Genomic DNA, 24449 nt, shown 5'->3' on the forward strand with positions numbered 1-24449 from the left:
ATGGAGAACTTCCTTACCCAGACCCTGGTCTATCTGGGCGCGGCCGTCGTCTCGGTGCCGATCGCCAAGCGCCTCGGGCTCGGCTCGGTGCTGGGCTATCTGATCGCCGGCGTGGTCATCGGCCCGTTCGCCCTGGGCCTGATCGGCGCCCAGGCCGACGTCATGAAGTTCGCCGAGTTCGGCGTCGTCATCCTGCTGTTCCTGATCGGCCTCGAGGTGCAGCCCTCGATGCTGTGGGACATGCGCAAGGCCATCTTCGGCTTCGGCGGCGCCCAGGTGGTCGGCACCTCGGTGGCCATCGCCGGAGCCTCGATGCTGCTGGGCCTGCCGTGGCAGACCGCGCTCGCGGTCGGGATGGTGCTGGCCATGTCGTCCACGGCCATCGTGCTGCAGACCCTCGACGAGAAGGGTCTCAGGCAAGGCCCCGTCGGCCGCGCCGCTTTCGGCATCCTGCTGCTGCAGGACCTGGCGGTCATTCCGATGTTCGCCCTGCTGCCCTTGCTGGCGACCGTCGCGCCGGAAACCCACGGCGCGGCCGGCGGGCATGGCGGGAGCCTGGTCTCGCACCTGCCGGTCTGGGCCCAGACCCTGTCGGTGTTCGCGGCCGTGACGGCCGTGGTCGGCGGCGGGCGCTATCTGGTTCGCCCCGTGTTCCGCTTCATCGCCAAGGCGCGGCTGCGCGAGATCTTCGTCGCCGCGGCCCTGCTGATCGTGGTGGCGGTGGCCAGCCTGATGCAGATCGTCGGCCTGTCCCCCGCCCTCGGGGCCTTCCTGGCCGGGGTGGTGCTGGCCGAGAGCGAGTTCCGCCGCGAACTGGAGACCGACATTGAGCCCTTCCGGGGCCTGCTGCTGGGCCTCTTCTTCATCACCGTCGGCGCCGGCGTGAACCTGCCCCTGATCGCCAGCCAGCCCCTGACCCTGATCGGGCTGGTGGTTGGGCTGATGCTGTTGAAGTTCCTGGTCCTGCTGGGCCTGGCCCGGATGTTCGGCGCCCCCATGCGCGGTGCGGCCGCGGTCGCCACGGCTCTGGCCCAGGGCGGCGAGTTCGCCTTCGTGCTGCTCAGCTTCACGGTCGGCGCGGGCGTGATCGGCGCGCAGCTGGCGGCCCTGCTGACCGCCGCCGTCGCCGTCTCGATGGCGCTGACGCCGGTGGCCATGATCCTCTACGAGCGCATCGCGGCCCTGCTGGACGCGGCCATCCCGGACGTCGTCCCCGACACCGGCGACTTCGACGAGGGCGAGCCGGACATCATCATCGCCGGCTTCGGGCGCTTCGGTCAGATCACCGGCCGCCTGCTCAGCGCCAACGGCTTCAAGTCGACGGTTCTGGACAGCGACATCGAGCAGATCGAGCTGCTGCGCCGCTTCGGCCGCCGCGTGCACTATGGCGACGCCACGCGCCTGGACTTGCTGCGCCAAGCCGGCGCCGACCGGGCGCGGATGCTGATCGTCGCCCTGGACGACCGCGAGAAGACCGTCGAGCTGGTCGAGACCGCCCGCAAGGCGTTCCCGAACCTGACCATCCTGGCCCGCGCCTGGGACCGCCGCCACGCGTACGACCTGCTCGCCAACGGCGCCGACGCGGTCGAGCGCGAGACCTTCGAGTCGGCGCTCGCCCTGGGCGCCACGGCCCTGCAGCGGCTGGGCTTCCGCGCCCACCGGGCTCACCGGGCCGCCGCCTTCTTCCGCCGCCACGACCGCCGGGTGTTCGAGGAGCTGCGCCCGATGTGGGGCCAGGAGGAGGCCTATATCCTGGCCTCCCGCGACGCGGCCCAGACCATGGACCGCCTGCTCGACGCCGACCTGCACCGCATGCGGCCGGGGGATGCGGGCGGCGCCTGGGATACGGCCAGCCTGGACGAGGAACTGCGGGAGCGCGCGGAGCAGGAGGGGGCGGAGTAGGTTTGTACCTCTCCCCGTTCAACCCCCTGCCTTCCTAGGCCTTGTGCCTAGGAACCATCCTTCAGCTTGCGATGGGTTCGACCCGCTGTGCGCCCACGCTGGCGGTGATCTCACGGAAGCCTGGAGCCAAGCCGCGCCATGGGTCCTAGGCACAAGGCCTAGGAAGGCGGGTTCTTTGGTTCGCTCTATTCCGCTGGAATGGCGACCGCCTCCGGGATCGCTTCCCCCTTGAACGCCTCCACGAACGGCGTCGCGAAGCCCCCGGTCAGGCTGTGCGGATCTTCCGCCACCGCGCCGAACGTCAAACCCGCCGGGCGCTCGCCAGGGACGTGGAGCGTCCCGAACAGCCGGTCCCAGACCGCCAGGCAGCTGCCCAGGTTCTTGCCGAAATGGGCGGGGTCGGCCGAGTGGTGGATCTGGTGGTGGGCCGGGCTCAGCAGCCACTTGCCCAGCGGCGCGAACGTCATCCAGGCGTGCGAGTGCTGCAGGTGGATCACCGTCATCACGAACACCAGGAAGATGGCGTTCTGGCCGAACATCAGGGGCGCGTGCCAGGCCGAACCGAACGCCCAGGCGAGCACCCCGCCGGTCCCGCCGGTGGCCAGGGCGGCGATATTGGCGAACTTCAGGCTCTCGATCGGGTGGACGCGGTAGACGGTCAGCGGCGTCAGCGTCTCGGCCGTGTGGTGGACCTTGTGGAAGGCCCACAGGAACTTGACCTTGTGGCTGAGCCAATGGTCGAGCCAGTAGCCCAACTCGTAGGCCAGGAAGCCCGCCACCGTCCCGACCACCGCCACGATCGGCCAGGGCGTCGCGCTCAGCGGCCCCTCGCCCAGTGTCGCGCCCAGCCAGCCGGACAGACCCTGGGTGATCGCCTGGCTCGACAGCAGCGCGCCACTCAGCAGGACGCCGGCGCACCAGACGTTGAAGACGAAAAACACGAGGTCGGCGCGGCTGGAGGCCGTCAGCCAGATCTTGCGGGGAAACAGCGCCCTCAGCAGCAGGCGCGGCGAGGTCTTGCGGCCCCGCGAACGGCGGCTCAGCACGATGTGCGCGGCGACGATGACCAGGGCGCAGGCCAGCGAGACCAGGGAAAAGGTCGAGCCCAGAGGCAGCAAGGTGTCGAACAGCGGCGCGGCCAGCCGATGGCCGGCGGCGGCGAAGTCGATCCCTGTCGAACCGGTGGTCACGCCCGAAGGTCCCCGTGAAGCAGGAAACCTTCTTAGCGAAGACGCCTCAACCGCCGCTTAATGGGCCGGCTGGTCGGCGGTCCCGGCCCGGTTCTTCCGACCAACCCGGCGGAAGAGGTCAGCGAGGGCTTCGAACAGACCCTTCTCGGACGCGCGGTGATAGATCGAGTCCGAGCCCAGTTCCTGGGCCAGCCGAGCGTGGGCCTTGCCGAGGTTGTGGTATGGCAGGCGCGGCAGCAGGTGGTGCAGAGCGTGGTAGCGCAGGCCGACCGGCGCCCACAGTTCCGAGGCCAGGTTCGGCGGCGGGACGTTGACCGAGTCGAGGAACTGCTCCTCCAGGCTCATCTTGTCGCCGTCGTTGTCCCAGTGGTGGGCGACCAGGGTGCGGGCCTGGTTGACGAAGGTGGCGACCGAGAAGATCGCCAGACCCGTCAGCACATAGCGGACCGGCAGCCAGCCCAGAGCCATGGTCACGATCACCGCCCACGACCACAGCCAGCACGCGACGTCCTGGGCGATCCAGCCGGCGCGCCAGCGATGCAGGTCCTCGCGCACGAAGTCGGGATTGATCATCAGGGCCGACAGCCTGGTCTTCACGTAGCGGCCCAAGGGCGGGATCAAGAACGACAGCGGGATCAGGATCGCCGAACGCAGGATCACGCCCAGCGGCGCCAACAAGGCGATGAAGAGGAAGACGGCCAGCTTCAGCGGCGTGAAGCGCGACAGCGGCAGGTATTCCGGATCCAGGGCCGTGCCGAAACGGTCCTTGATATGGTGGATGTTGTGCACGCCCTCGTACATCAGCGAGGGCGTCATCAGGGGGACGCCGACCAGGGCGTTCCAGCCGAACAGGAAGCCTGGCGTCTCGTCGGCGCGCAGGTGGGTCAGTTCGTGGATGAAGCTGAGGCCCCGATAGAGGGCCAGCACGCTGACGGCGCCGGCGACCAGGCCGATCACCACGTTCGAGGTCGTCACGGCCACCGCGAAACCGGCCCACATGACGACGACCGACGCGATCAGGTCGATCCAGTAGACGGCCGCGTTCGGCGTCATCAGGTCTTCGGCCAGGACCTGGGCCTGCCGCGTCAGACTGATTTCGCTCGCCGTCTTCGCCACTTCGTCCTCGCGCCGCGCCATTCGAGGTGACGAATTGGCGATGGCGCGAGGGAAAAGCAACTGTTTGCGTCTTGGGCGCGACGATTGTGCGCCCTTACGCGTAGCTAGGTCAGCGGCCGCAGGATGATCTCGACCCGGCGATTCTGGGCGCGGCCGGCCGGGGTGGCGTTGTCCGCGATCGGCTGGCGTTCGCCCATTCCGGCCACAAAGATGCGGTCCTGCAGCACCCGGCCAGGATTGGTCAGGTAGCCGGCCACCGCACTGGCGCGGCGTTCCGACAGGGTCTGGTTGTAGTCGTCCGGACCGCTGCTGTCGGCGTGACCCACCACGTCGATGGTCGTCTGCGGATAGGCGTTCAGGGTGCGGGCTACGTCGTCCAGCACCTTGGTGAACTGCGGCTGCACGTCCGACTTGTCGACCGCGAAGGTCACGTCGCTGGGCATGACCAGGACGATCTGGTCGCCGTTGCGGCGGATCATGACGCCCGAGCCTTCCAGGCTGCGGCGGAAGTCGGCCTGCTGGCGGTCCATGTAATTGCCGATGGCGCCGCCCGCGAGCGCGCCGACGCCCGCGCCGATCAGGGCATTCTTGCGCCCCTGCTCGCCCTTGTTGGTGTTGGTCAGATAGCCCAGCAGCGCGCCGCCCGCGGCCCCGGCCAGGGCGCCCGTGCCGGTGTTGTTGCGCACCTTCATGCCGGTATAGGGATCGGTGGTCGAGCAGGCGACCAGGGCGCTGGCGCCAAGCATCAGAGCGGCCAAAGCAAACTTGCGCATTCTCGCAACCCTCGTGTGTTTGTTGTAGATCAACGTCACTCGGGCAAACGCCCGTCTTATGGTCAAGTTCCAACACCGCACATGACGCGAAGCTGAACGGCCTTCGTTTCGGCTTCAATTCGGTGTAGTAAGAAAGAACTTACTCATTCCCGTATTCGCTTTCTTGGGGCTCGCAGAAGTGTCCACGTCCGCCATCGATCCGATCTCGTTCTCCCTCTACAGCAAGGACTTCCCGCGCTTCGCCCAGGAGCTGGGCGCGTCGTTCGAGCGCTACGGCTTCGCGGTGCTGTCGGAGTACGACATTCCCCAGGACCGCATCGACGCGGCCATTTCCGACACCAAGGCGTTCTTCGCCCTGCCGGTCGAGACCAAGAAGCAATATGCCGGGATCAAGGGCGGCGCGCGCGGCTACATCCCGTTCGGGGTCGAGACCGCCAAGGGCGCGACGCACCACGACCTGAAGGAATTCTGGCACATGGGCCGCGACCTGCCGCCCGGCCACCGCTTCCGCGCCACCATGGCCGACAACGTCTGGCCGGCCGAGATCCCGGCCTTCAAGCATGACGTCAGCTGGTTCTACAACGCGCTCGACAACATGGGCGGCAAGGTGCTGGAGGCGATCGCCACCTACCTGAAGCTGGACCGCGACTTCTTCAAGCCGACCGTCGAGAACGGCAACAGCGTGCTGCGCCTGCTGCACTATCCGCCGATCCCGCTGGACGCCACGGGCGTGCGCGCCGGGGCTCATGGCGACATCAACACCATCACCCTGCTGATGGGCGCCGAGGAAGGCGGGCTGGAGCTGCAGGACCGCAATGGCGAGTGGCTGCCGATCAACCCGCCCCCGGGCTGCATCGTCATCAATATCGGCGACATGCTGGAGCGCCTGACCAACCACGTCCTGCCCTCGACCATCCACCGCGTGCAGAACCCGCCACCCGAGCGCCGCCACATCCCGCGCTATTCGACGCCGTTCTTCCTGCACTTCGCGTCGGACTACGAGATCAAGACCCTGCCCAACTGCGTCACGCCCGAGAACCCGGACCGCTATCCGGAGTCGATCACGGCCGACGAGTTCCTCCAGCAGCGCTTGCGCGAGATCAAGCTGGCCTAAGGGCGGCGCAATCCCGGACAAGACAAAGCCCCGCCGATCGCTCGGCGGGGCTTTTTCGTTGGACCGTAAGGGCTGGCGCTACTTGGCGATCCGTAGCGACGAGATCTCCTGGGCGATGGCCTTGAACGAGGACTTCAGCTCCGAACCGGTCGACGGGAAGAAGGCCTTGGTCGAGTCGGTCGCGCAGTACTTCAGCATCGCCTTGGCGTCGTCATCGTCCACGTCAAAGCCGACCGTGTAGATGGTCAGTTCGTAGGCCGACTTCTTCATCTCGTCGCAGACCTTCTTGGTCTGGGTGAAGGGGTCGCCGTTGGTGGAATTGCAGTTGATGTGGTCGTCGCTGCTGCCGCTGCCGGAGTCGGCATCCTTGGCGATGACGCCCTTGCAGTAGGGGGTATTGAAGGCGCCGTCGGTCATCAGCACCACGACCTTCATCAGGTCCTTGGTCTTGTAGGCGGCCGGTTTCTGCGAAGCATTGGGCCACAGGTAGCCGAAGTTCGGCGAGATCATGTACCAGCCCCAGGTGAAGCCGATCTGGCCGGCCGTCGAGCCGCCGACCGACAGGCCGGTGATCTTGGCCTTCAGGGCCGTCCTGTCGCTGGATAGCGGCATGATCTCGGCCGTCGGGCAGGGGTTGGCGCTTTGGGTCGTGTAGTTGCGTCCGACGTACGAGGTGCTGGGCGCGGTATCGAGATAGGAGTCCGTGCCCGTCCGCTCGCTGACGCAGGTGCTGATCGGGCGCGTCTCGGTGGTGTTAGCCGCGCTGGTGAAGGTGAAGTTCGTGCAACCCGGATTGGTGCTGGTGTCGCAGGTCGCCGTACCGCCCGAGGTGTAGGTCGAGGCGCTGGAGGTGTTGGCGTTGATGGTGAACGTGTTCGTTGTCACCGCGCTGATCGTATAGGTGTTGCCGTTCAGCGAGGTCATGCCGCCGATGCCGCTCATGGCCACCTTGTCGCCGACGATGTAGCCGTGGCCGTTCGAGGTGACGACGGCGTTGTTGGCCTTGGTGACGCCCGTGACGGACCGCGAGGTCACTGGCCCCCGCACGGAGTCGGCGTACGAGCCGACGTTGACGCCAACCGAGTACGGCACGATCGCGACCTTGGAATAGAAGGGCGCCTGCACGTCCTTGACGATGATGTCGACCAGGTCCGACGCGCCGGTCTTCAGGTCGGTGATCCGGGACCCCGACATCGAGCCGGTGATGTCGAGCACCACGGCCACTTCCAGGTTCTTCGACGACCGCACCACGTCCGACGTGGCGACGATGGTGACGTCGCCGCTCTTCCACAGATTGGCGATGATCGGCTTCAGGGTCGCCGTCGCGGTGCCGACGACGTGGTTGTCGGTCGCGTTCTTGAACGTGGCGGCCGAGGCGGTCAGGCCCATGTTCAGGCCGGCGATCTCGGCCACGAAGGCGGGGTCGCCGACCGCTTCCAGTTCCGCGTCCGTGACGGCGGTGGAGCGGGCGGCCATCAGGGTGGAGGCGTCCAGGGCGTCCTGCATCTGCCGGCGCTGCAGGCTGATGCGGCCCAGGTCGACCAGGGCGAAGACCAGCACCGACAACGGAATGGCCAGGAACGCGAACTGCACGGCGATGGCGCCGCGCTGGTCGCGCCGCAGACGGCCGGCAAAGGCGACGACGCCTTCAACCAGGCGTCGGAAGGGGCGGCTTTGGCTCGACATCGGCGTTTCCCGGGCGTTTCCAGACGTGACTTCTCCGCGTGAACATCGCGCACGAGGGTGAACAAGCCGAAAACGGCCTTGGTGAACGCCGTTCGCCCCTGCGGAGCCGGCGCTCCGAAATACCGGCTTCGACTCCAGGCCCGCGTGCGGCTAAAGAGCCGGGATGCCGTTCACCGCCACCGTCATGACCATGTTCCCCGAGGCCTTCCCGGGCCCCCTCGGCGTCTCGATGATCGGGACCGCCTGGAAGGAACAGGACCTGTGGCGTTTGGAAACACTGGACATTCGGGCCTTTTCCAAGGATAAGCGCGGCTTCCTCGACGACACCCCCGCGGGTGGCGGCGCGGGAGCCGTGCTCAAAGCGGACGTCATCGCCTCTGCGCTCGATAGTGTGGAGCTGGATGGTCGGCCGCTTTTGTACATGAGCGCCCGGGGCAGGCCCCTGACCCAGGCGCGCGTAAGAGAGTGGTCCAAGGCGCCCGGTATCGTGGTGCTGTGCGGCCGCTTCGAGGGGGTGGATCAGCGGGTGCTAGACGCCCGAGGGTTCGAGGAGGTCTCGGTCGGAGACGCGGTCCTTGCCGGTGGCGAGGCGGCGGCGATGGTCGTGATCGAGGCGTGTGTTCGACTTGCCCCGGGTGTTCTGGGGAATATCGAGAGCACGCTGGAAGAAAGCTTCGAGGACGGCCTCCTCGAACATCCGCAGTACACGCGACCGCGGACGTTCGAAGGACTGGATATCCCCGAGGTGCTGCTGTCGGGCGATCACAAGCGGATCGACCAATGGCGCAAGAGTATGCGTGAAGAAACGACCCGCGAGCGGCGTCCAGATCTCTGGGAAACGCATCTCGCCAATCAACAGGCAAAAGGCGGCCCGAAAACGGGTAAGCCCAAAGGAGAATAGACCATGGCGATCAACATCGTCGCTCAGCTCGAGCAAGAAGAAGCGGCCCGTCTGCTGGCCGTCCGCGCGATCCCGGAATTCCGTCCCGGCGACACCCTGCGCGTCAACGTGAAGATCAAGGAAGGCGAGCGCGAGCGCGTTCAGGCCTATGAGGGCGTCTGCATCGCCCGCGCCGGCACCGGCGTCCACGAGAGCTTCACGGTCCGCAAGATCTCGTTCGGCGAAGGCGTGGAACGTCTGTTCCCGCTGCTCTCGCCGAGCATCGAAAGCATCGAAGTCAAGCGTCGCGGCGTCGTCCGTCGCGCCAAGCTGTACTACCTGCGCGACCGTCGCGGTAAGTCGGCTCGTATCGCCGAGCGCGCTGGCAGCCCGAAGGCTTCGGCCTCGACGGAAGCCTAAGGCTCTCGATCTTCGAGACATGAACGAGGCCCCGGCGGTAACGCCGGGGCCTTTTTCTTTTTGGAGCGCGAGAGGCGCACTCCCCCCTTTTCCTTATCTCCCGTCATTCCCGCCCTTGTGGCGGGAATGACGGTAAGATTTGAGCGCAGTGCTCAACCTTCCTTATCGCGGCGCCATCAGGCGCGGATACTTGCGGGGCGGCGACGGCGTGCGCAGGGCGGTCCACAGCTGTTGCAGGATCAGCACCCAGCCGAACGTGGCTTCCTTATGGGTCTTGAGCGCCAGGTCCATCATCGTCGCCTTCCTTGGATTTTCGTGATGACGAAAATCGCCGTTCTGCGAGCCCGTGACAAATGCGGCCTCCTTGGCTATCCATAAGCCTTACTTATGCCCGACATCCTCGCCCGCCTGCCGCTCAGCGCCATTCGCGTCTTCGAGGCGGCCGCTCGCCTGAAGAGCTTCACCCGCGCGGCCGACGAGCTGGGCGTGACCCAGGCCGCCGTCAGCTGGCAGGTGAAGGCGCTGGAACAGCGCCTGGACCAGCCGCTCTTCAACCGCCTGCCGCGCGAGGTGACCCTGACCCCGGCGGGCGAGCGCCTGTCGAGAGCCTCCACCGAGGCGATCTCCCTGCTGCGCTCGGCGGTCTCGGACCTGGTCGAGACCGAGGACGGGGTGCTGTCGATCACCACGGTCCAGAGCCTGGGCGGCCAATGGCTGGCCCCGCGTCTGGGCGGCTTCCAGATGGCCCATCCGCGCATCGCCGTGCGCCTTGAGGCGTCCAGCCGGGTGATCGACCTGTCGCGCGAAGGCGTCGACATGGCCATGCGCGGCGGCCAGGGGAAATGGCCGGGCATGACCGCCCATTTCCTGATCCCCGCCGTCCAGACGCCGCTCTGCACGCCCGAGTTCCTGGAGCGGATCGGCGGCCTCAAGCGACCCGAGGACCTGCTGGATGTCCCGCGCATCGGCATCGCCCGCGAGTGGGAGGAATGGTTCCAGGCCGCCGGTGTCGCGATCGAGAGCGATCGGCGCGAGCCGCGCCTGGCCTCCGACGCCCAGGCCCTGGAGGTGGCCAGCGCCCTGGCCAGCCACGGCGCGGCCCTGGGCTCGCCGATCTTCTTCGCCCGCGAGCTGGCCGAGGGCCGCTTGGTTATGCCGTTCGACGTGGTGGCCCGCTACATGGGCGGCTACTGGCTGGCCTATCCCAGCGACCGGGCCCGGGTGCGCAAGATCGCCGCCTTCCGCGACTGGGTCCTGGCCCAGGCCGCCGCCGATCCGCTGATCGCCCGTTATGCCGCCGTCGCGCCGCTGGAGAAACCCACGGCCTCGCCCCTGTCACGGCCGGGCGCCTAATGGTCAAGCTTAGGTGCGAACGCACCTAGATTGACAAACCTTCGTTCCGTGACATGATCCCCCTACCCCCGGCGTCAGCCGGGCTTCCAGACCGTCTCCTTTCTAGTGGACGGCCCTCTTCGAGCGGAGCCATCGGCCCTCGAAGGCTGAAAATGATGCTAGGGCGCGCCGAAACACAGGCGCGCCCTATGTCGTTTGGGGCACGCCATTGCTTTTCTTGAAGGCTGCAGAGCCACAGGGCGCAAGAAATTGTCGCGGAGGCGGGGCACCACTGGATTTTGGCGCATGATCCGCCCTATATCCCCGCCATGTCCGGCAAAACCCTTTACGACAAGATCTGGGACGCCCACGTCGTCAGCGAAACCGACGGCGAGGCCATCCTCTATATCGACCTGCACCTCATCCATGAGGTCACCACCCCGCAGGCCTTCGCAGGGCTTCGCGCGGCCGGCCGCAAGGTGCGCCGGCCCGATCGCACCCTCGCCGTGGCCGACCACAACATCCCGACCGAGGGCCAGGCGCTCGGCGTCGACGCCGTGGCCGACGAGGAAGCGCGCCTGCAGCTCAAGACGCTGGCCCGCAACGTCGCCGACAACGGCATCGAATTCTTCCCGATGGGCGACATCCGCAACGGCATCGTCCACGTGGTCGGTCCCGAGCAGGGCCGCACCCAGCCGGGCATGACCATCGTCTGCGGCGATAGCCACACCTCGACCCACGGCGCCTTCGGGGCCCTGGCCCACGGCATCGGCACGTCCGAGGTCGAGCACGTCCTGGCAACCCAGACCCTGCGCCAGAAGAAGGCCAGGAACATGCTGGTCCGCGTCGACGGCAGCCTGGCTCCTGGCGTCACCGGCAAGGACATCGCTCTCGCCGTAATCGGCGAGATCGGCACCGCCGGCGGCACCGGCTATGTCATCGAGTTCGCCGGCCAGGCCGTGCGCGAACTGTCGATGGAGGGTCGCATGACCCTCTGCAACCTGACCATCGAGGGCGGCGCCAAGGCCGGCCTGGTGGCCCCGGACGAGAAGACCTTCGCCTATATCCAGGGCAAGCCCGCCGCGCCGAAGGGCGCGGCCTGGGACATGGCCGCCTCGCACTGGAAGACCTTCTTCACCGACGACGACGCCGTCTTCGACCGCACCGTGGTCATCGACGGTTCGGCCCTGGTCCCGATGGTCACCTGGGGCACCAGCCCCGAGGACGTCATCCCGGTCACCGGCAATGTCCCCGATCCGGAAAGCTTCGCCACGCCCGACAAGCGCGCGGCCGCTCACCGGGCGCTGGACTATATGGGCCTGACCGCCGGCCAGCCGATCTCGGAAGCCCGCATCGACCGCGTCTTCATCGGTTCGTGCACCAACAGCCGCATCGAGGACATGCGCGCCGCCGCCGCCGTGGTGCAGGAAGCCTTCCTGCACGGCCGCCTCGTCGCCCCGCACGTCAAGGCGATGGTCGTCCCCGGCTCAGGCCTGGTGAAGGAACAGGCCGAGGAAGAAGGCCTGGACGCCATCTTCAAGGCCGCCGGCTTCGACTGGCGCGAGCCCGGCTGCTCGATGTGCCTGGCCATGAACCCCGACAAGCTGGCCCCGCAGGAGCGTTGCGCCTCGACCAGCAACCGCAACTTCGAAGGCCGCCAAGGCCGCGCCGGCCGCACCCACCTCGTCTCCCCCGCCATGGCGGCGGCGGCGGCGATCGCGGGTCACCTGGTCGACGTCCGGACCTTCCTGGATTGAGGCGGCGAGCCGCGTGAACTTTGGTTGGAACGAGTCGATGAAGCGGTTTGCGGCAGCAATGCTGTTCGCCGTTGCATTGGCAGGATTGGGCATCGCTTTCCAACCCCCGCGGCTGGACTTCCCGTTCCTCGCCAAACCAGAGGCGGGCGTGCTCGAATGGACGGAGATTTCGCCGACCTACAACGGCTTCATCTTCAGCATGGGAGTGGTCGGGAGGGCGCGGCCGCTCGTCTACGACTGCGCAACAGGCCGAAGAGGCGACTGCATACCCTTCAACAGCCTGCAGGATATGGCGGATGTCGCCTCGCCCCTAGAAGTTCGGTATGTAGCCGTGGGTGATGAGCTGGTCATGCTGACAGTCGATAGCCGCCAGGTTATCCGGCTCTGGCTCGAGCAAGCTCAGCAGGTCTGGCTTCCTTTGTTTTGGCCGCTCGTGGCCATTCTCATCGCGATCTGGGCGACCAGACGCTTGGTTATCGAAGACCGCCTTTCGGAGGCCTCGACTTGAAAGCTTTCACCCGCCTCGACGGCCGCGCGGCTCCGCTGGAGCTGGCCAATATCGACACCGACCAGATCATCCCCAAGCAGTTCCTCAAGACCGTGGAGCGCGAGGGCCTGGCCAAGGGTCTGTTCTACGACTTCCGCTTCGACGGCGACGGGAACGAGATCGGCGACTTCGTGCTGAACAAGCCGGAGTACAAGAACGCGTCCGTGCTGATCGCCGGCGACAACTTCGGCTGCGGCAGCTCGCGCGAGCACGCCCCGTGGGCCCTGATGGACTTCGGGATCATGTGCGTGATCTCGACCAGCTTCGCCGACATCTTCAACAACAACTGCTTCAACAACGGCCTGCTGCCGGTGGTGGTCAGCGCTGAAGACCTGTCGCTCCTGATGGATGAGGCCAAAGGCGGCAACCACATGGTCAGCGTCGACCTGGAAGCCCAGACCGTGGTCTCGCCGTCGGGCAAGACGATCGGCTTCGACATCGATCCCGTCCGGAAAGAGAAGATGCTCAAGGGCCTCGACGCCATCGGCGAGACCCTGCAGCACGGCGGCGACATCGACGTGTTCGAGAGCAAGCGCGCGATCAGCCAGCCCTGGCTGGAGGCCTGAACCGCCTCCCCTCCCCTTGATGGGGAGGGGTAGGGGTGGGGTGACGCGGCGGTTCGGCCGCGCCAGACCCCGACAGGCTGTCACCCCCATCACTGGCCCTTCCCCCATCGATGGGGGAAGGGGGAGATCCAGAAGATGACCATCATCCTCGCCGGCACGATCCGCATCGCCCCTGACCGCCTGGCCGACCTGCGCCCGCACCTCCGCGTCCAGGTCGAGAACACCCGCGCCGAGCCGGGTTGCCTGGACTACGCCCTGACCGAGGACACGCTGGATCCCGGCCTGATCCGGGTCTACGAGCACTTCGAGAGCGAGGCGGCGCTGGAATTCCATCGCGACACCCCGCACATGGCCGCCTGGCGCGCCGCCTGCGCCGAGCTGGGCGTCCACAGTCGCGACCTCAGTTCCTTCGACGTTTCCGACTACCGTAAAATCTAAGCCGCAAGATCTAGAGAGAAGCTCCCATGTCCACCCTGCTGCTCCTGCCCGGCGATGGCATCGGCCCCGAAGTCTGCGCGCAGGTGCGCCGCGTGGCGGCCGCCCTCACCCCGGACCTCCAGGTGTCGGAAGCCCCCTATGGCGGCTCTAGCTATGACGCGCACGGCACACCGCTGCTGGACGAGGTGCGCGACCAGGCCATCGCCAGCGACGCGGTGCTGATGGGCGCCGTCGGCGGTCCGCAGTGGGCCACCGCTCCGCGCCATCTGCGCCCGGAAGCCGGCCTGCTGAACCTGCGCAAGGCCATGGACGTCTACGCCAACCTGCGTCCGGCCTACTGCTTCGAGGCCCTGGCCGGCGCGTCCAGCCTGAAGACCGAGCTGGTCTCGGGTCTGGACATCATGTTCGTGCGCGAACTGGTCGGCGGCGTCTATTTCGGCGAGCCGCGCGGCATCGAGACCCTGGCCGATGGCCAGAAGAAGGGCTTCGACACCGCCGTCTACACGACCAGCGAGATCGAGCGCGTCGGCCGCGTGGCCTTCGAACTGGCCCGGGGCCGCACCAACAAGGTCCACTCGGCCGAGAAGTCGAACGTCATGGAGTCGGGCCTGCTGTGGAAGCAGGTCATCACTGACCTGCACGCCCGCGAATATCCGGACGTCCAGCTGGAGCACATCCTGGCCGACAACTGCGCCATGCAGCTGGTCCGCGCGCCCAAGCAGTTCGACGTCATCGTCACCGACAACCTGTTCGGCGACATCCTCTCGGACGCCGCGGCCATGCTGACCGGCTCGCTGGGCATGCTGCCCTCGGCGGCGATCGGCGACCCGAACAAGCCGGGCCTCTACGAGCCCATCCACGGCTCGGCCCCCGACATCGCCGGCAAGGGCCTGGCCAATCCGCTGGCCGCCATCCTGTCGTTCGAGATGGCCTTGCGCTGGTCGCTGAAGCAGGTCGAGGCCGCCGACGTCCTCCTGGCGGCGGTCAAGACCGCTCTCGACACCGGCGCCCGCACCCGCGACCTCGGCGGCTCGCTGACCACCGCCCAGATGGGCGACGCGGTGCTGGCGGCGCTCTAAGCCCCTTCCCGAACAACCGTTACAGGTCCTAGGTTCCTCCCAACGATAAGAGTTGGGAGGAACCGATGATCCCGGGCCTGATGCAGACGACGCCGCTGATGATCAGCAGCATCCTGACCTATGCCGCCCAGGCTCACGGCGCGCGCGAGATCATCTCGCGGCTGATCGACGAACCGCTGCATCGCTACGACTATGCGGGCCTGGCGCGCCGCGCCGGCCAGGCCGCCAATGCCCTCCAGCGCCTGGGGGTCAAGGCCGGCGACCGGGTCACCTCCCTGGCCTGGAACACTCACCGCCATCTGGAGCTTTTCTACGCCGTCCCCGGCATCGGCGCGGTGCTCCACACGGCCAACCCGCGCCTGTTCGACGAGCAGATCGTCTACACGATCAATCACGCGCAAAGCGCGGTGCTGTTCTTCGACCGAAACTTCGCCGCCCTGGTCGAGCGGATCGCCCCGCAGCTGACCACGGTGAAGACCTTCGTCATGCTGTCGGACGCCGAACGAACCATCCCCGGATCGGTCGGAGCGATCAGCTACGAAACCCTGATCGCCGGCGAGCCCGACACGATCGCTTGGCCGTCCTTCGACGAGAACGCCGGAGCCTTCCTCTGCTACACCTCGGGCACGACCGGCGACCCCAAGGGGGTGCTCTATTCGCACCGCGCCGTGGTGCTGCACGCCATGGCCGGGGGCCTCAACAGCGCGTTCGGCTTCACCGCCTTCGACGTGGTCATGCCCTGCTCCAGTCTCTACCACGCCACCGCCTGGGGCCTGCCGTTCAGCGCGCCGATCTGCGGGGCCAAGCTCGTCTTGCCCGCCGACAAGATGGACGGCGCCAGCCTGCACCAGCTGATCGAGGGCGAGGGCGTCACCTTCACCGGCGGCGTGCCGACGATCTGGACCATGTATCTCGACTGGCTGGACAAGACCGGCCAGCGGCCGGACAGCCTGAAGAAGGTGGTCATCGGCGGCAGCGCCGTGCCGCGCGCCATGGCCGAGGCGTTCAAGCGCCGCTACGGCGTCCAGACCCTGCAGATCTGGGGCATGACCGAAACCTGCCCGATCGGCGTCGTCGCCACCCCCACCCCCGCCCTCGCCGCGCTCGGCGAAGAGGCCATGGACGAAGCCATCTGGACCCGCCAGGGCCGCCTGCAGTTCGGCATCGAGCTGAAGGTCGAGACCGAGGACGGCGGCGACGCCCCCTGGGACGGTGAGACTTCCGGCGCCCTGCTGGTGCGCGGCCCCTGGGTGGTGCGGCGCTACTTCCGCAAGGAGGCCGACGCCGCGCGCGAGGACGGCTGGTTCGACACCGGCGACATCGCCACGCTGGACGCCAACGGCTTCATGCGCATCACCGACCGCCAGAAGGACGTCATCAAGTCGGGCGGCGAGTGGATCAGCTCGATCGACTTGGAGAACGTCGCCGTCGGCTGCCCGGGCGTGAAGATCGCCGCCGTGATCGGGGTGCCGCACCCCAAGTGGGAGGAGCGCCCCCTGCTGGTCATCGAGGCGCACGAGGGCTCGGAGGTCAGCAAGGCGGCCGTGCTCGACTACCTGGCGCCCAGAATCGTGAAGTGGTGGACGCCGGACGACGTGGTCTTCGCCTCGGTCCCGCTCACCGCCACCGGCAAGATCGACAAGAAGGTCCTGCGCGAGGCCTGGAAGGGGCATCTCGCCGGCGGCTAGAGCATTTTCCGACGAAGTGGACGCCGGTTCGTCGTCAGAAAATGCGTCAAAATAGAAAAGTCAGTCCGCGAACCCGGCGATCATGCCATCGACGAACCCGCCTCCGAACTCCATCACGAGGCGGAGCAGGACGAGGGCCAGGATCACCTGGAACGCCGTGGTCAGCGGCGCTTGCCGCCAACGGTCGAGGAACATCAGCTTCATGGCGCCTAGAGTTGCGCGAAATCTTCCGCTCGCGCCAGCGCCATTCTCGGCGTCAGAACTTCAACCGCCAGCTCTCCGAGGTCAGCCCCTCGGCGAAGCCGTCATAGTCCCAGCTTTCCTCCAGCACGAAGCCGAACTTCGCATACTGCCGTCGCGCGGGCAGCAGGTTGCTCTGGGTCCACAGCACCACCTCGGCATAGCCGGCCTCGCGGGCGAAGGCCAGGCATGCGCGGATCAGGGTCTCGCCGACGCCCAGCCCCCGCGCCGAGGGCTCGACCAGCAGCAGGCGCAGGCGGCCGACCGTGTCGGTCTCCTTGGCCATCATGATCGAGCCGACGGGCTTGCCCTCATGCTCGGCGATCCAGCAGGCCTCGCGGGCCGGGTCGAAGGTTTTGACGTAGTCGGCGACGACGCCGGCCACCACGCCCTCGAAGCGATGGTCCCAGCCCTCTTCGGCCGCATAGAGCTCGCCGTGCCGCTGGATGATCCAGCCCAGGTCGCCGGGCCGGGTGGTGCGCAGGGTGATCATGCTTCGACCAGCGCCTTCAGCTTCGCCAGATCGCGGCCCACCGCCGCCGCGTCGCGCTCAAAGGTGGCGGCGTCGAACATCCCGGGCGGCCGGTAGAGGGTCAGCACCACCTCGGCCGCCGCGCCGTTCGCGACCACCCGCAGCGGCATGTAGAGCTCGGTCCCGTCGGGGAGGGTCACCCAGTGGTCCAGCACGCCGTACGGGTTCTCGGGCGAGAACCGCACATGGACGTCGCCGCCCGGACCGTGGGCGATCCAGCTGTCTCCGTCGCGGGTCAGGCCCGAGGCCAGGCCCGCCGCCCACTTCACGAAGCTCTCGGGGTCCTTGGTGAAGGCGTAGACCTCCGCCGCGCTCTTGTGGATCCGGATGCTGATGTGCCGAGACTCGAACATGGCTGCTACTCCACTGTCATCTGGGTCTGGGTGACCACCGCCACGAGCTTGCCCTCTTCGGTCTCGATCCGCGTGGTCCAGACGCTGGAGCGCCTGCCGATGTGCAGCGGGATGGCGGTCGCCACGACCGCGCTCCCGACCTTGGCCGAGCCGATGAAGTTGGTCTTGCTTTCCAGCGTCGTGGTGCGCTTGCCGTCCGGTGTCGAGAGGAAGGCGCCGATGGCCCCAAGCGTATCAGCCAGGGCCATGGCCGCCCCGCCATGCAGGATGCCGCCGGCGGTGCAAAGGTCGGGCCGAACGACGAGCCGCCCCTCGACGCGGTCGGGGGCGGCGTGAGTTACCGAGACGCCCATCAGGGCGGCGAACGGCAGCAGGTCGAGGTCGAAGGCGGGGATGCTCATGCGAGCATTTCACCCCCGTCTCCCCACGTCAGGCAAGATGGGGCGTGAAGGTGGTCAGCGCTCGCTGTCGAGGTGGGTCATCATCGCCTCGGCATAGCGCGTGCCGGCCACGGCCTGCGCCGGCACGGCGGCCTCGATGGCGGCGAGGTCCTCGGCCGTCAGGTTCACATCCAGCGCGCCCAGGGCTTCGCTCAGGCGGTCCCGGCGGCGGGCGCCGATCAGCGGCACGATGTCGTCGCCGCGCGAGGCCACCCAGGCGATGGCGGCCTGGGCCGTGGTCACGCCCTTGGCCTCGGCCACCGCGCGCAGGGCCTCGACCAAAGCGAGGTTGGCGTCGAGGTTCTCGCCGACGAACCGCGGGCTGAAGCTTCGGAAATCGCGCCCAGCCTTGCCGCTGTCCTTGTTCCAGTGCCCGCTGATCAGGCCGCGCGACAGCACGCCATAGGCCGTCATGCCGATGCCCAGCTCGCGCAGGGTCGGCAGGATGTCCTTCTCCACGCCGCGCGAGACCAGCGAATATTCGATCTGCAGGTCGACGATCGGCGCGACCTTGGCCGCGCGGCGGATGGTTTCCGAGCCCACTTCCGACAGGCCGATGTGGCGCACCCAGCCGGCCTGGACCATGTCGGAGATGGCGCCGATGGTGTCCTCGATCGGCACGGTCGGATCCAGGCGCGAGGGGCGGTAGATGTCGATGTGATCCACGCCCAGGCGCTTGAGGCTGTAGGCCAGGAAGTTCTTCAGCGCCGCCGGACGGCTGTCGAAGCCGAGAAAGGCGCCGTTCGGATCGCGCAGGGCGCCGGTCTTGACGCTGAGCACCAGCTTGTCGCGCTTGTGGTTCTTCAGCGCCTCGCCGATCAGCATCTCGTTGTGGCCCATGCCGTAGAAGTCGCCGGTGTCGATCAGGGTCACGCCCGCCTCGACGGCGGCGTCGAAGGTGGCCAGGCTCTCGGCCCGATCGCTGGGGCCGTACATGTCCGACATGCCCATGCAGCCGAGGCCGAAAGCGGAAATGACGGGGCCGGTGCGGCCAAGTTGGCGGGTCTTCATGGGGATCTCTCCGTCAGGTGTGGGAAAGCTTATGCGCCCGATCACTTCGTGCGATAATCTGGATAAGTCCGCACGGGCTGTTCTGGATTTCGCACAATGCAGCAGGCCGACTTCGCCGATCTCGACGCCTTCACGGCGGTGGCCAATGCTCGGGGCTTCCGGGCGGCCGCGACCCTGCGCAACGTCTCGGCCTCGTCGATGAGCGAGGCGGTGCGGCGGCTGGAGACCCGGCTGGGCGTACGACTCCTGAACCGCACCACCCGCAGCGTCACCCCGACCGAAGCCGGCCAGAAGCTGCTGGAGCGCCTGTCCCCCGCCCTCGCCGACGTCTCCCTGGCCCTGGACGAGGTCAACGCCTTCCGCGACAGCCCTACCGGCACCCTGCGGCTCAACGTACCGATCGTGACGGCCAAGACGGTGTTCCCAAGCCTGATCCCGAAGTTCCTGGTCCAGAACCCCGGCGTCGCCGTCGAGATCGTCGCCGACGACAACTTCATCGACGTTCTGGCCGCCGGCTTCGACGCCGGGGTGCGCTACGACGAGCGGCTGGAGAAGGACATGATCGCCGTGCCGCTCTCGGGCCCGCAGCGGTTCGTCGTCGTCGGCTCCCCGGCCTATTTCGCCGAGCACGGCCGGCCGACCCATCCGCGCGAGGTGCTGGACCACGCCTGCATTCGCCACCGTTTCGCCAGTGGCGTGTCGTACCCGTGGGAGTTCGAGAAGGACGGCGAGGTCATCCGCCTCAATCCGCCCGGCCGACTGACCACCACGGACGGCGACCTGAAACTGGCCGCTTGCGAAGCGGGCGCCGGCCTCCTGGCCACCTTCGAGGACTTCGTCCGTCCCGCCATCGCGGCCGGACGGCTGGAGGCGGTGCTGGAGGACTGGCTGCCCCCATTCACCGGCCCCTATCTCTACTATCCCAGCCGCCGCCACATGCCCGCCCCGCTGCGGGCCTTCATCGACTTCGTGAAGGCCGAGCGACTGGTCTAGGTCGCCGCGACCTCGTCCCGCGCGGCCTTGCCGAACAGCCAGGCCGCCAGCAGCCAGCCAACCGCGAAGACGCCGCTGGCCACGAAGCCCTCGGCCGAACCCATCAGCTGGGCGATGATGGCGACCAGGGCCTGGACGAATGCGGTGGCGACCATGGCCCGCGCCAGTCCGCCCGCCCGGAACCGGCCGACGAAGCCGCCGGCCAGGGCGACGACCAGCACGGCCACGAACATCAGGTTGGCCGCGTTGTTCTCGTCGCCGATCACTCCGACGGCGCCACAGGCCCAGACGATGAAGAAGCCAACCGCCACCGCCACGGCGACGGCGGCGCGGAAGGCGATATTCCCGGAGGCCCGCACGCCCAGCTCGAACGTCCCGCAGGCGATGGCCAGCATGGCTCCCGCGACCGCGAAGTCGAAGGCGGTCCAGGCGACCTCCTTGGTGAACTGCATGGCCACCAGCGGAGCCAGCAGCAGCAGGCCCGCCCCGGCCCAGACGATCAGGCTCCAGCGGCTGCCGCGTCGCGGCGTGGTGGTCGGTTGGGTGAGTTGGTCGTTCATGGCGTCGCCCCGTGTTGAATGAGGCTCGATCCATGGCGCTCAGGCCGCCTGAGCGGCATGAGGGAAATGTGAGGTCTTGCTGAAAAGACCTAAACCGGCAGCGGCCGGGGCTTCCGGTCTTCACCGATCGCCACGAAGGTGAAGACGCCCTCGGTCACCTTGTGGGCCTGCTCGCCGTCGCGGCGGCGGCGCCAGGCCTCGACCGCCACCTTCAGCGAGGTGCGGCCGGTGTGGACGACCTTGGCGAACAGGCTGACCTCGTCGCCGACGAACACTGGGCTGATGAAGGTCATGCCGTCGATGGCGATGGTGGCGCAGCGGCCCGCTGCACGGTGGAAGGCGATCGAGGCCGCCGCCAGGTCCATCTGCGACAGCAGCCAGCCGCCGAAGATGTCCCCTTCGGGATTGGTGTCGGACGGCATGGCGATGGCGCGCAGCACCGGGGCTTCGTGCGGCCACTCGGCCTGCTCCCACGCCTTGGCGAGGGTCTCGGCGCGCTTCGACGTCGCGATTTCGTCGGTCACAGGCTTAGTGGCCGCCGGCGCCTTCATAGACGCCCGGGGCCAGGCGCTCGTCCTCGTCGCCCTCGGCCGTCGAGGCCACGAAGCGGCGATCGCAGTACGAGCAGTCGACAAAGCCGGCCGCGCCCATCTCCAGCCACACGCGCGGATGGCCCAGCGCCCCGCCGACGCCATCGCAGGCGATGCGGTGCGAGCGGACCGAGATCGTCTCGGGCGCGGGGCCGGCGATCGCGTCCAGGTCCATGGCGGTCGGCGCGGTGGCGGGGGTCTTGGCCATATCGGCGAGTCCTTGAATTCGGAACGTGACGCCTTGGCGGCGTCGCGAACGAGGCATACCTATGCGACGCTCGAAGGCGCCGTCAATCGACGCGCGCCTCATAGGGCGTTGTCGCCTATCTATCTGGCCCATCTCTCTCTGGAATGTTCATGGACCTGCCCGCCTACGCCATCGAAGCCGAAGGCCTCTACAAGACCTATGCCGGCACCAAGACCTCGCCGGAAAAGCGCGCCCTCAACGGCGTCGACCTGAAGATCCCCCGGGGGTCGATCTTCGGTCTGCTGGGTCCCAACGGCGCGGGCAAGTCGACCTTCATCAACATCCTGGCCGGCCTGGTTCGGAAGTCTTCCGGCACGGTGCGGATCTGGGGCCGCGACATCGACCAGCGCCCGCGCGACGCCCGCGCCGCCATCGGCGTGGTGCCCCAGGAGCTGGCCGCCGACGTCTTCTTCACCCCGCGCGAGTCGCTGGAGGTGCAGGCCGGCTTCTACGGCGTGCCCAAGAACGAGCGCCGCACCGACGAGCTGCTCAACGCCCTGGGCCTCGGCGACAAGGCCAACGCCTATGTCCGCCAGCTGTCGGGCGGCATGAAGCGCCGCCTGATGGTGGCCAAGGCCATGGTCCACCAACCGCCGGTGCTGATCCTCGACGAGCCGACCGCCGGCGTCGATGTCGAGCTGCGCCGCCAGCTCTGGCAGTACGTGACCAGCCTCAACAAACTGGGCGTCACCATCGTGCTGACCACCCACTATCTGGAAGAGGCTCAGGAGCTCTGCGACCAGATCGCCATCGTCAATCGCGGCGAGGTCGTGGCCTGCGAGCCGACGCCCAAGCTGCTCAGCCGCATGGACAGCCGCAACGTCGTCGTGACCCCGGAGTCGCCGGTCGAGACCGCCCCGGCCCTGGCCGGCTTCGACACCAAGCTGCGGGCGGGCGGCGCGTTCCAGGTCAGCTACCGCACCGGCCAGTCGAGCGTCGAACAGGTGCTGGCCGCCGTGCGCGCCAGCGGCGTCCACATCAAGGACATCGCCACCGAGGACCCGGACCTGGAAGACGTCTTCCTGGCCCTGACCTATGGCGACCCGAACGCGGCCGATCCCACCAAGGACTAGCGTTGCCATGACTAGCAAGCCTGACGCGCTGCGGCGCCTGATCGACCTCCCCGGCGTCAACGACCTGGAGTACCGGGCGTTGCTCAAGCGCGACTTCGCCGAGCCCGAGGCCCGGGCCGAGTATCCGGAAATCGACGCTTGCGTGCTGGCCCTATTCGGCCTGACCACCGACGACGCCGAGGCGGTGGAGCGGCCAGCAGGCTGGGACCACGTCGAGAACCAGCCGCCGGCCGCGCAGGTCCTCGCGTTCGAGGCCGAGGGCTGGGACGTCACCGACGACAAGCGCCGGCCGTTGCGCGTGCTGGGCCACTTTTCCGCGCCGCTATGGCTGGCCCTGCGCGGCGTGGCCGGAACCCTGCCCTTCCAGCCGGAAAGCACCGAGCCGGAAGAATGGATGTCCAAGCTCGAGGCCGAGGCCAAGCGCTTTCGCAAGCGCTAGGCGCTTCGGGCGGCGTCGAACCGCCGGCGCCCACCTAAGGCTTGCCTTCCGGGACTCGCCCGCCAACACTCCCGCTTCGCATCGGACTTGATGTCGGGTTTGGGGGGCAGACCATGAGTTTCCTGGAGAAGCAGTTCGGGCTGAACGCCCAGGGGACCTCGGTGCGCACCGAGGTGCTGGCCGGCTTCACCACCTTCCTGACCATGGCCTATATCGTGATCGTCAATCCGGCGATCCTGGGCCAGGCGGGCATGCCGATCGCCGCGGTCGCCGCCGCCACCTGCCTGGCGGCCGGCCTCGGATCGATCCTGATGGGGCTGATCGCCAACTACCCGATCGCCCTGGCTCCGGGCATGGGGCTCAACGCCTATTTCACCTTCACCGTCGTCAAGGGCATGGGCCTGCCGTGGGAGACCGCCCTGGGCTGCGTCTTCCTGTCGGGCGTGGCCTTCCTGGTGCTCACGGTCGCCGGCATCCGCCAGCTGATCGTCGGCGCCATCCCGCGTCCGCTGTTCTCGGCCATCGCGGCGGGCATCGGCCTGTTCATCGCCTTCATCGGCCTGAAGGAGGCCGGCATCATCGTCGCCAACCCGGCCACCACCGTCGCTCTGGGCGACCTGACCAAGCCGACGGCGATCCTGGCGCTGCTGGGGCTGATGGTCATGGGCGGGCTGATGGTCTGGCGGGTGAAGGGCGCGATCCTGATCGGCATACTGGTCGCCGCCATCGCCGGCTGGGCCCTGGGCCTGGCCAAGATCGTCCCCGGCGACTACGGCCTCGCGGCCCTGTCGGCCACCGCCTTCAAGCTGGACATCCCGGCCGCCCTGCACCTGAACGGCGGGGCCGGCATGGCCATCGCCGAGGTGATCTTCGTCTTCCTGTTCGTCGACCTGTTCGACAATGTCGGCACCCTGGTCGCGGTGACCAAGAAGGCCGGCCTGGTGCAGCCCGACGGCACGATCCCGCGCCTCAACCGCATCCTGACCGCCGACAGCATCGCCACCATCGGCGGCTCGCTGGCCGGCACCTCGACGGTGGTCAGCTATATCGAGAGCGCCTCGGGCGTCGCGGCCGGCGGCCGCACGGGCCTGACCGCCATCGTGGTCGGCGTGCTGTTCCTGCTGACCCTGTTCTTCGCACCGTGGGTCCAGGCCATTCCGGCGGCGGCCACCGCGCCCGCCCTGATCATCGTCGGCTCGATGATGGTCGGCGCCCTGGCCGACATCGACTGGGAGGACCCCGGCGTCGCCATCCCCGCCTTCCTGACGGTCATCGCCATCCCGCTGACCTTCTCGATCGCCAACGGCCTGGCGTTCGGCATCACCGCCTATGCCGGCCTGAAGCTGGTGCGCGGCCAGGCCAAGCCCGGCGATTGGCTGCTGTTCGTCCTGGCCGCCCTGTTCGTGGCGCGGTTCATCTACATGGGAGCGGCGTGATCGGGTTTGCCCCAAACCCGTTTGCGCGAAGGCCGCCTTTCGGCTAA

The 24449-nt window shown here is 67.8% G+C and carries 28 protein-coding genes; 15 read left to right on the forward strand and 13 right to left on the reverse strand.

The genetic code is table 11. The annotated features are described in order from the left end of the window. Positions 1–1902 carry a monovalent cation:proton antiporter-2 (CPA2) family protein gene (locus tag AC07NN_RS17025; protein WP_494643382.1) on the forward strand — a complete coding sequence of 634 codons (1902 nt, stop codon included), beginning with the start codon at positions 1–3 and terminating at the stop codon, positions 1900–1902. A gap of 185 nt (positions 1903–2087) precedes the next feature. On the opposite strand, the gene AC07NN_RS17030 is transcribed toward AC07NN_RS17025, so the two are convergent. The 3 genes from AC07NN_RS17030 to AC07NN_RS17040 all read right to left on the reverse strand — a co-directional run bounded on the left by AC07NN_RS17030 (position 2088) and on the right by AC07NN_RS17040 (position 4981). Further along, a complete protein-coding gene (locus AC07NN_RS17030; protein ID WP_494643384.1) occupies positions 2088–3092 on the reverse strand; it encodes a sterol desaturase family protein in 1005 nt (334 codons plus the stop codon). A 57-nt stretch (positions 3093–3149) separates the two neighbouring features. After that, complete coding sequence (gene cerH, locus AC07NN_RS17035; protein ID WP_494643389.1) at positions 3150–4208, reverse strand: ceramide hydroxylase CerH; 1059 nt, start codon at positions 4206–4208, stop codon at positions 3150–3152. A 104-nt stretch (positions 4209–4312) separates the two neighbouring features. Beyond that, positions 4313–4981, reverse strand: a complete 669-nt coding sequence (locus tag AC07NN_RS17040; RefSeq protein ID WP_494643391.1) for a YiaD family glycine zipper/OmpA-like lipoprotein — start codon at positions 4979–4981, stop codon at positions 4313–4315. 178 nt (positions 4982–5159) lie between these two features. Between AC07NN_RS17040 and AC07NN_RS17045 the strand changes: the two genes are divergently transcribed. Continuing rightward, complete coding sequence (locus tag AC07NN_RS17045; protein ID WP_494643394.1) at positions 5160–6095, forward strand: isopenicillin N synthase family dioxygenase; 936 nt, start codon at positions 5160–5162, stop codon at positions 6093–6095. A 78-nt stretch (positions 6096–6173) separates the two neighbouring features. Here the strand turns inward: AC07NN_RS17045 and AC07NN_RS17050 are convergent, their stop codons facing one another. Then, positions 6174–7781 (reverse strand): TadE/TadG family type IV pilus assembly protein, encoded by a 1608-nt coding sequence (locus tag AC07NN_RS17050; RefSeq protein WP_494643396.1) that lies wholly within the window; start codon positions 7779–7781, stop codon positions 6174–6176. A 163-nt stretch (positions 7782–7944) separates the two neighbouring features. Here AC07NN_RS17050 and trmD point away from each other — a divergent pair, with 163 nt between their 5' ends. After that, positions 7945–8682: a tRNA (guanosine(37)-N1)-methyltransferase TrmD gene (gene trmD, locus AC07NN_RS17055; protein ID WP_494643400.1), complete on the forward strand. Its 738-nt coding sequence runs from the start codon at positions 7945–7947 to the stop codon at positions 8680–8682. 3 nt (positions 8683–8685) lie between these two features. Next, a complete protein-coding gene (gene rplS, locus AC07NN_RS17060; protein ID WP_494643402.1) occupies positions 8686–9081 on the forward strand; it encodes a 50S ribosomal protein L19 in 396 nt (131 codons plus the stop codon). 162 nt (positions 9082–9243) lie between these two features. Here the strand turns inward: rplS and AC07NN_RS17065 are convergent, their stop codons facing one another. Beyond that, positions 9244–9375 carry a hypothetical protein gene (locus tag AC07NN_RS17065; protein WP_494643404.1) on the reverse strand — a complete coding sequence of 44 codons (132 nt, stop codon included), beginning with the start codon at positions 9373–9375 and terminating at the stop codon, positions 9244–9246. A 93-nt stretch (positions 9376–9468) separates the two neighbouring features. Here AC07NN_RS17065 and AC07NN_RS17070 point away from each other — a divergent pair, with 93 nt between their 5' ends. The 7 genes from AC07NN_RS17070 to AC07NN_RS17100 all read left to right on the forward strand — a co-directional run bounded on the left by AC07NN_RS17070 (position 9469) and on the right by AC07NN_RS17100 (position 16488). After that, on the forward strand, positions 9469–10434 hold the full coding sequence (locus AC07NN_RS17070; RefSeq protein WP_494643406.1) for a LysR substrate-binding domain-containing protein: 966 nt from the start codon (positions 9469–9471) through the stop codon (positions 10432–10434). 308 nt (positions 10435–10742) lie between these two features. Further along, on the forward strand, positions 10743–12170 hold the full coding sequence (gene leuC, locus AC07NN_RS17075; protein WP_494643408.1) for a 3-isopropylmalate dehydratase large subunit: 1428 nt from the start codon (positions 10743–10745) through the stop codon (positions 12168–12170). A gap of 37 nt (positions 12171–12207) precedes the next feature. Further along, complete coding sequence (locus AC07NN_RS17080) at positions 12208–12678, forward strand: hypothetical protein (protein ID WP_494643411.1); 471 nt, start codon at positions 12208–12210, stop codon at positions 12676–12678. Beyond that, positions 12675–13283 carry a 3-isopropylmalate dehydratase small subunit gene (gene leuD / locus AC07NN_RS17085; protein ID WP_494643413.1) on the forward strand — a complete coding sequence of 203 codons (609 nt, stop codon included), beginning with the start codon at positions 12675–12677 and terminating at the stop codon, positions 13281–13283. The genes AC07NN_RS17080 and leuD overlap by 4 nt, the downstream gene beginning before the upstream one ends. A gap of 135 nt (positions 13284–13418) precedes the next feature. Continuing rightward, the gene (locus AC07NN_RS17090; RefSeq protein WP_494643415.1) at positions 13419–13721 is read left to right on the forward strand and encodes a putative quinol monooxygenase; all 303 of its coding nucleotides are present in this window, start codon (positions 13419–13421) and stop codon (positions 13719–13721) included. Between the two features lie 26 nt (positions 13722–13747). Further along, complete coding sequence (gene leuB, locus AC07NN_RS17095) at positions 13748–14800, forward strand: 3-isopropylmalate dehydrogenase (protein WP_494643417.1); 1053 nt, start codon at positions 13748–13750, stop codon at positions 14798–14800. A gap of 65 nt (positions 14801–14865) precedes the next feature. Continuing rightward, positions 14866–16488: a long-chain fatty acid--CoA ligase gene (locus AC07NN_RS17100; protein WP_494643420.1), complete on the forward strand. Its 1623-nt coding sequence runs from the start codon at positions 14866–14868 to the stop codon at positions 16486–16488. A gap of 60 nt (positions 16489–16548) precedes the next feature. Here AC07NN_RS17100 and AC07NN_RS17105 read toward each other — a convergent pair whose 3' ends face one another. Genes AC07NN_RS17105 through AC07NN_RS17125 form a run of 5 tightly spaced genes read right to left on the reverse strand, consistent with a single transcriptional unit; the run spans position 16549 to position 19064 of the window. Continuing rightward, a complete protein-coding gene (locus AC07NN_RS17105) occupies positions 16549–16692 on the reverse strand; it encodes a hypothetical protein (RefSeq protein ID WP_494643422.1) in 144 nt (47 codons plus the stop codon). 52 nt (positions 16693–16744) lie between these two features. After that, a complete protein-coding gene (locus tag AC07NN_RS17110; protein ID WP_494643424.1) occupies positions 16745–17221 on the reverse strand; it encodes a GNAT family N-acetyltransferase in 477 nt (158 codons plus the stop codon). Further along, positions 17218–17613 carry an SRPBCC family protein gene (locus tag AC07NN_RS17115; protein ID WP_494643426.1) on the reverse strand — a complete coding sequence of 132 codons (396 nt, stop codon included), beginning with the start codon at positions 17611–17613 and terminating at the stop codon, positions 17218–17220. The genes AC07NN_RS17110 and AC07NN_RS17115 overlap by 4 nt, the downstream gene beginning before the upstream one ends. A 5-nt stretch (positions 17614–17618) precedes the next feature. Continuing rightward, a complete protein-coding gene (locus AC07NN_RS17120) occupies positions 17619–18014 on the reverse strand; it encodes a PaaI family thioesterase (protein ID WP_494643428.1) in 396 nt (131 codons plus the stop codon). Positions 18015–18068: 54 nt separating this feature from the next. Next, positions 18069–19064, reverse strand: a complete 996-nt coding sequence (locus AC07NN_RS17125; protein ID WP_494643430.1) for an aldo/keto reductase — start codon at positions 19062–19064, stop codon at positions 18069–18071. Positions 19065–19160: 96 nt separating this feature from the next. On the opposite strand from AC07NN_RS17125, the gene AC07NN_RS17130 reads away from it, so the two are divergent. Further along, positions 19161–20057 (forward strand): LysR family transcriptional regulator, encoded by an 897-nt coding sequence (locus tag AC07NN_RS17130; RefSeq protein ID WP_494643432.1) that lies wholly within the window; start codon positions 19161–19163, stop codon positions 20055–20057. Here AC07NN_RS17130 and AC07NN_RS17135 read toward each other — a convergent pair. The 3 genes from AC07NN_RS17135 to AC07NN_RS17145 all read right to left on the reverse strand — a co-directional run bounded on the left by AC07NN_RS17135 (position 20054) and on the right by AC07NN_RS17145 (position 21415). Then, complete coding sequence (locus AC07NN_RS17135) at positions 20054–20617, reverse strand: hypothetical protein (RefSeq protein ID WP_494643434.1); 564 nt, start codon at positions 20615–20617, stop codon at positions 20054–20056. The two genes, AC07NN_RS17130 and AC07NN_RS17135, sit on opposite strands and share 4 nt — an antisense overlap. Positions 20618–20706: 89 nt before the next feature. Beyond that, entirely contained in the window at positions 20707–21168 is a 462-nt protein-coding gene (locus AC07NN_RS17140) for an acyl-CoA thioesterase (RefSeq protein ID WP_494643439.1), read from the reverse strand. After that, entirely contained in the window at positions 21146–21415 is a 270-nt protein-coding gene (locus tag AC07NN_RS17145) for a zinc-finger domain-containing protein (protein WP_494643444.1), read from the reverse strand. Before AC07NN_RS17145 ends, AC07NN_RS17140 begins: the two co-directional genes overlap by 23 nt. 149 nt (positions 21416–21564) lie before the next feature. On the opposite strand from AC07NN_RS17145, the gene AC07NN_RS17150 reads away from it, so the two are divergent. From AC07NN_RS17150 to AC07NN_RS17160, 3 genes are all read left to right on the forward strand, one after another. Further along, positions 21565–22527 (forward strand): ABC transporter ATP-binding protein, encoded by a 963-nt coding sequence (locus tag AC07NN_RS17150; protein ID WP_494643448.1) that lies wholly within the window; start codon positions 21565–21567, stop codon positions 22525–22527. A 7-nt stretch (positions 22528–22534) separates the two neighbouring features. After that, positions 22535–22966 carry a hypothetical protein gene (locus AC07NN_RS17155; RefSeq protein ID WP_494643450.1) on the forward strand — a complete coding sequence of 144 codons (432 nt, stop codon included), beginning with the start codon at positions 22535–22537 and terminating at the stop codon, positions 22964–22966. A gap of 113 nt (positions 22967–23079) precedes the next feature. After that, positions 23080–24402, forward strand: coding sequence for an NCS2 family permease (locus AC07NN_RS17160; RefSeq protein ID WP_494643452.1), 1323 nt, complete (start codon positions 23080–23082; stop codon positions 24400–24402). Positions 24403–24449 lie beyond the last annotated feature (47 nt).

This window comes from Caulobacter sp. GW821-FHT09H08 (assembly GCF_059415885.1).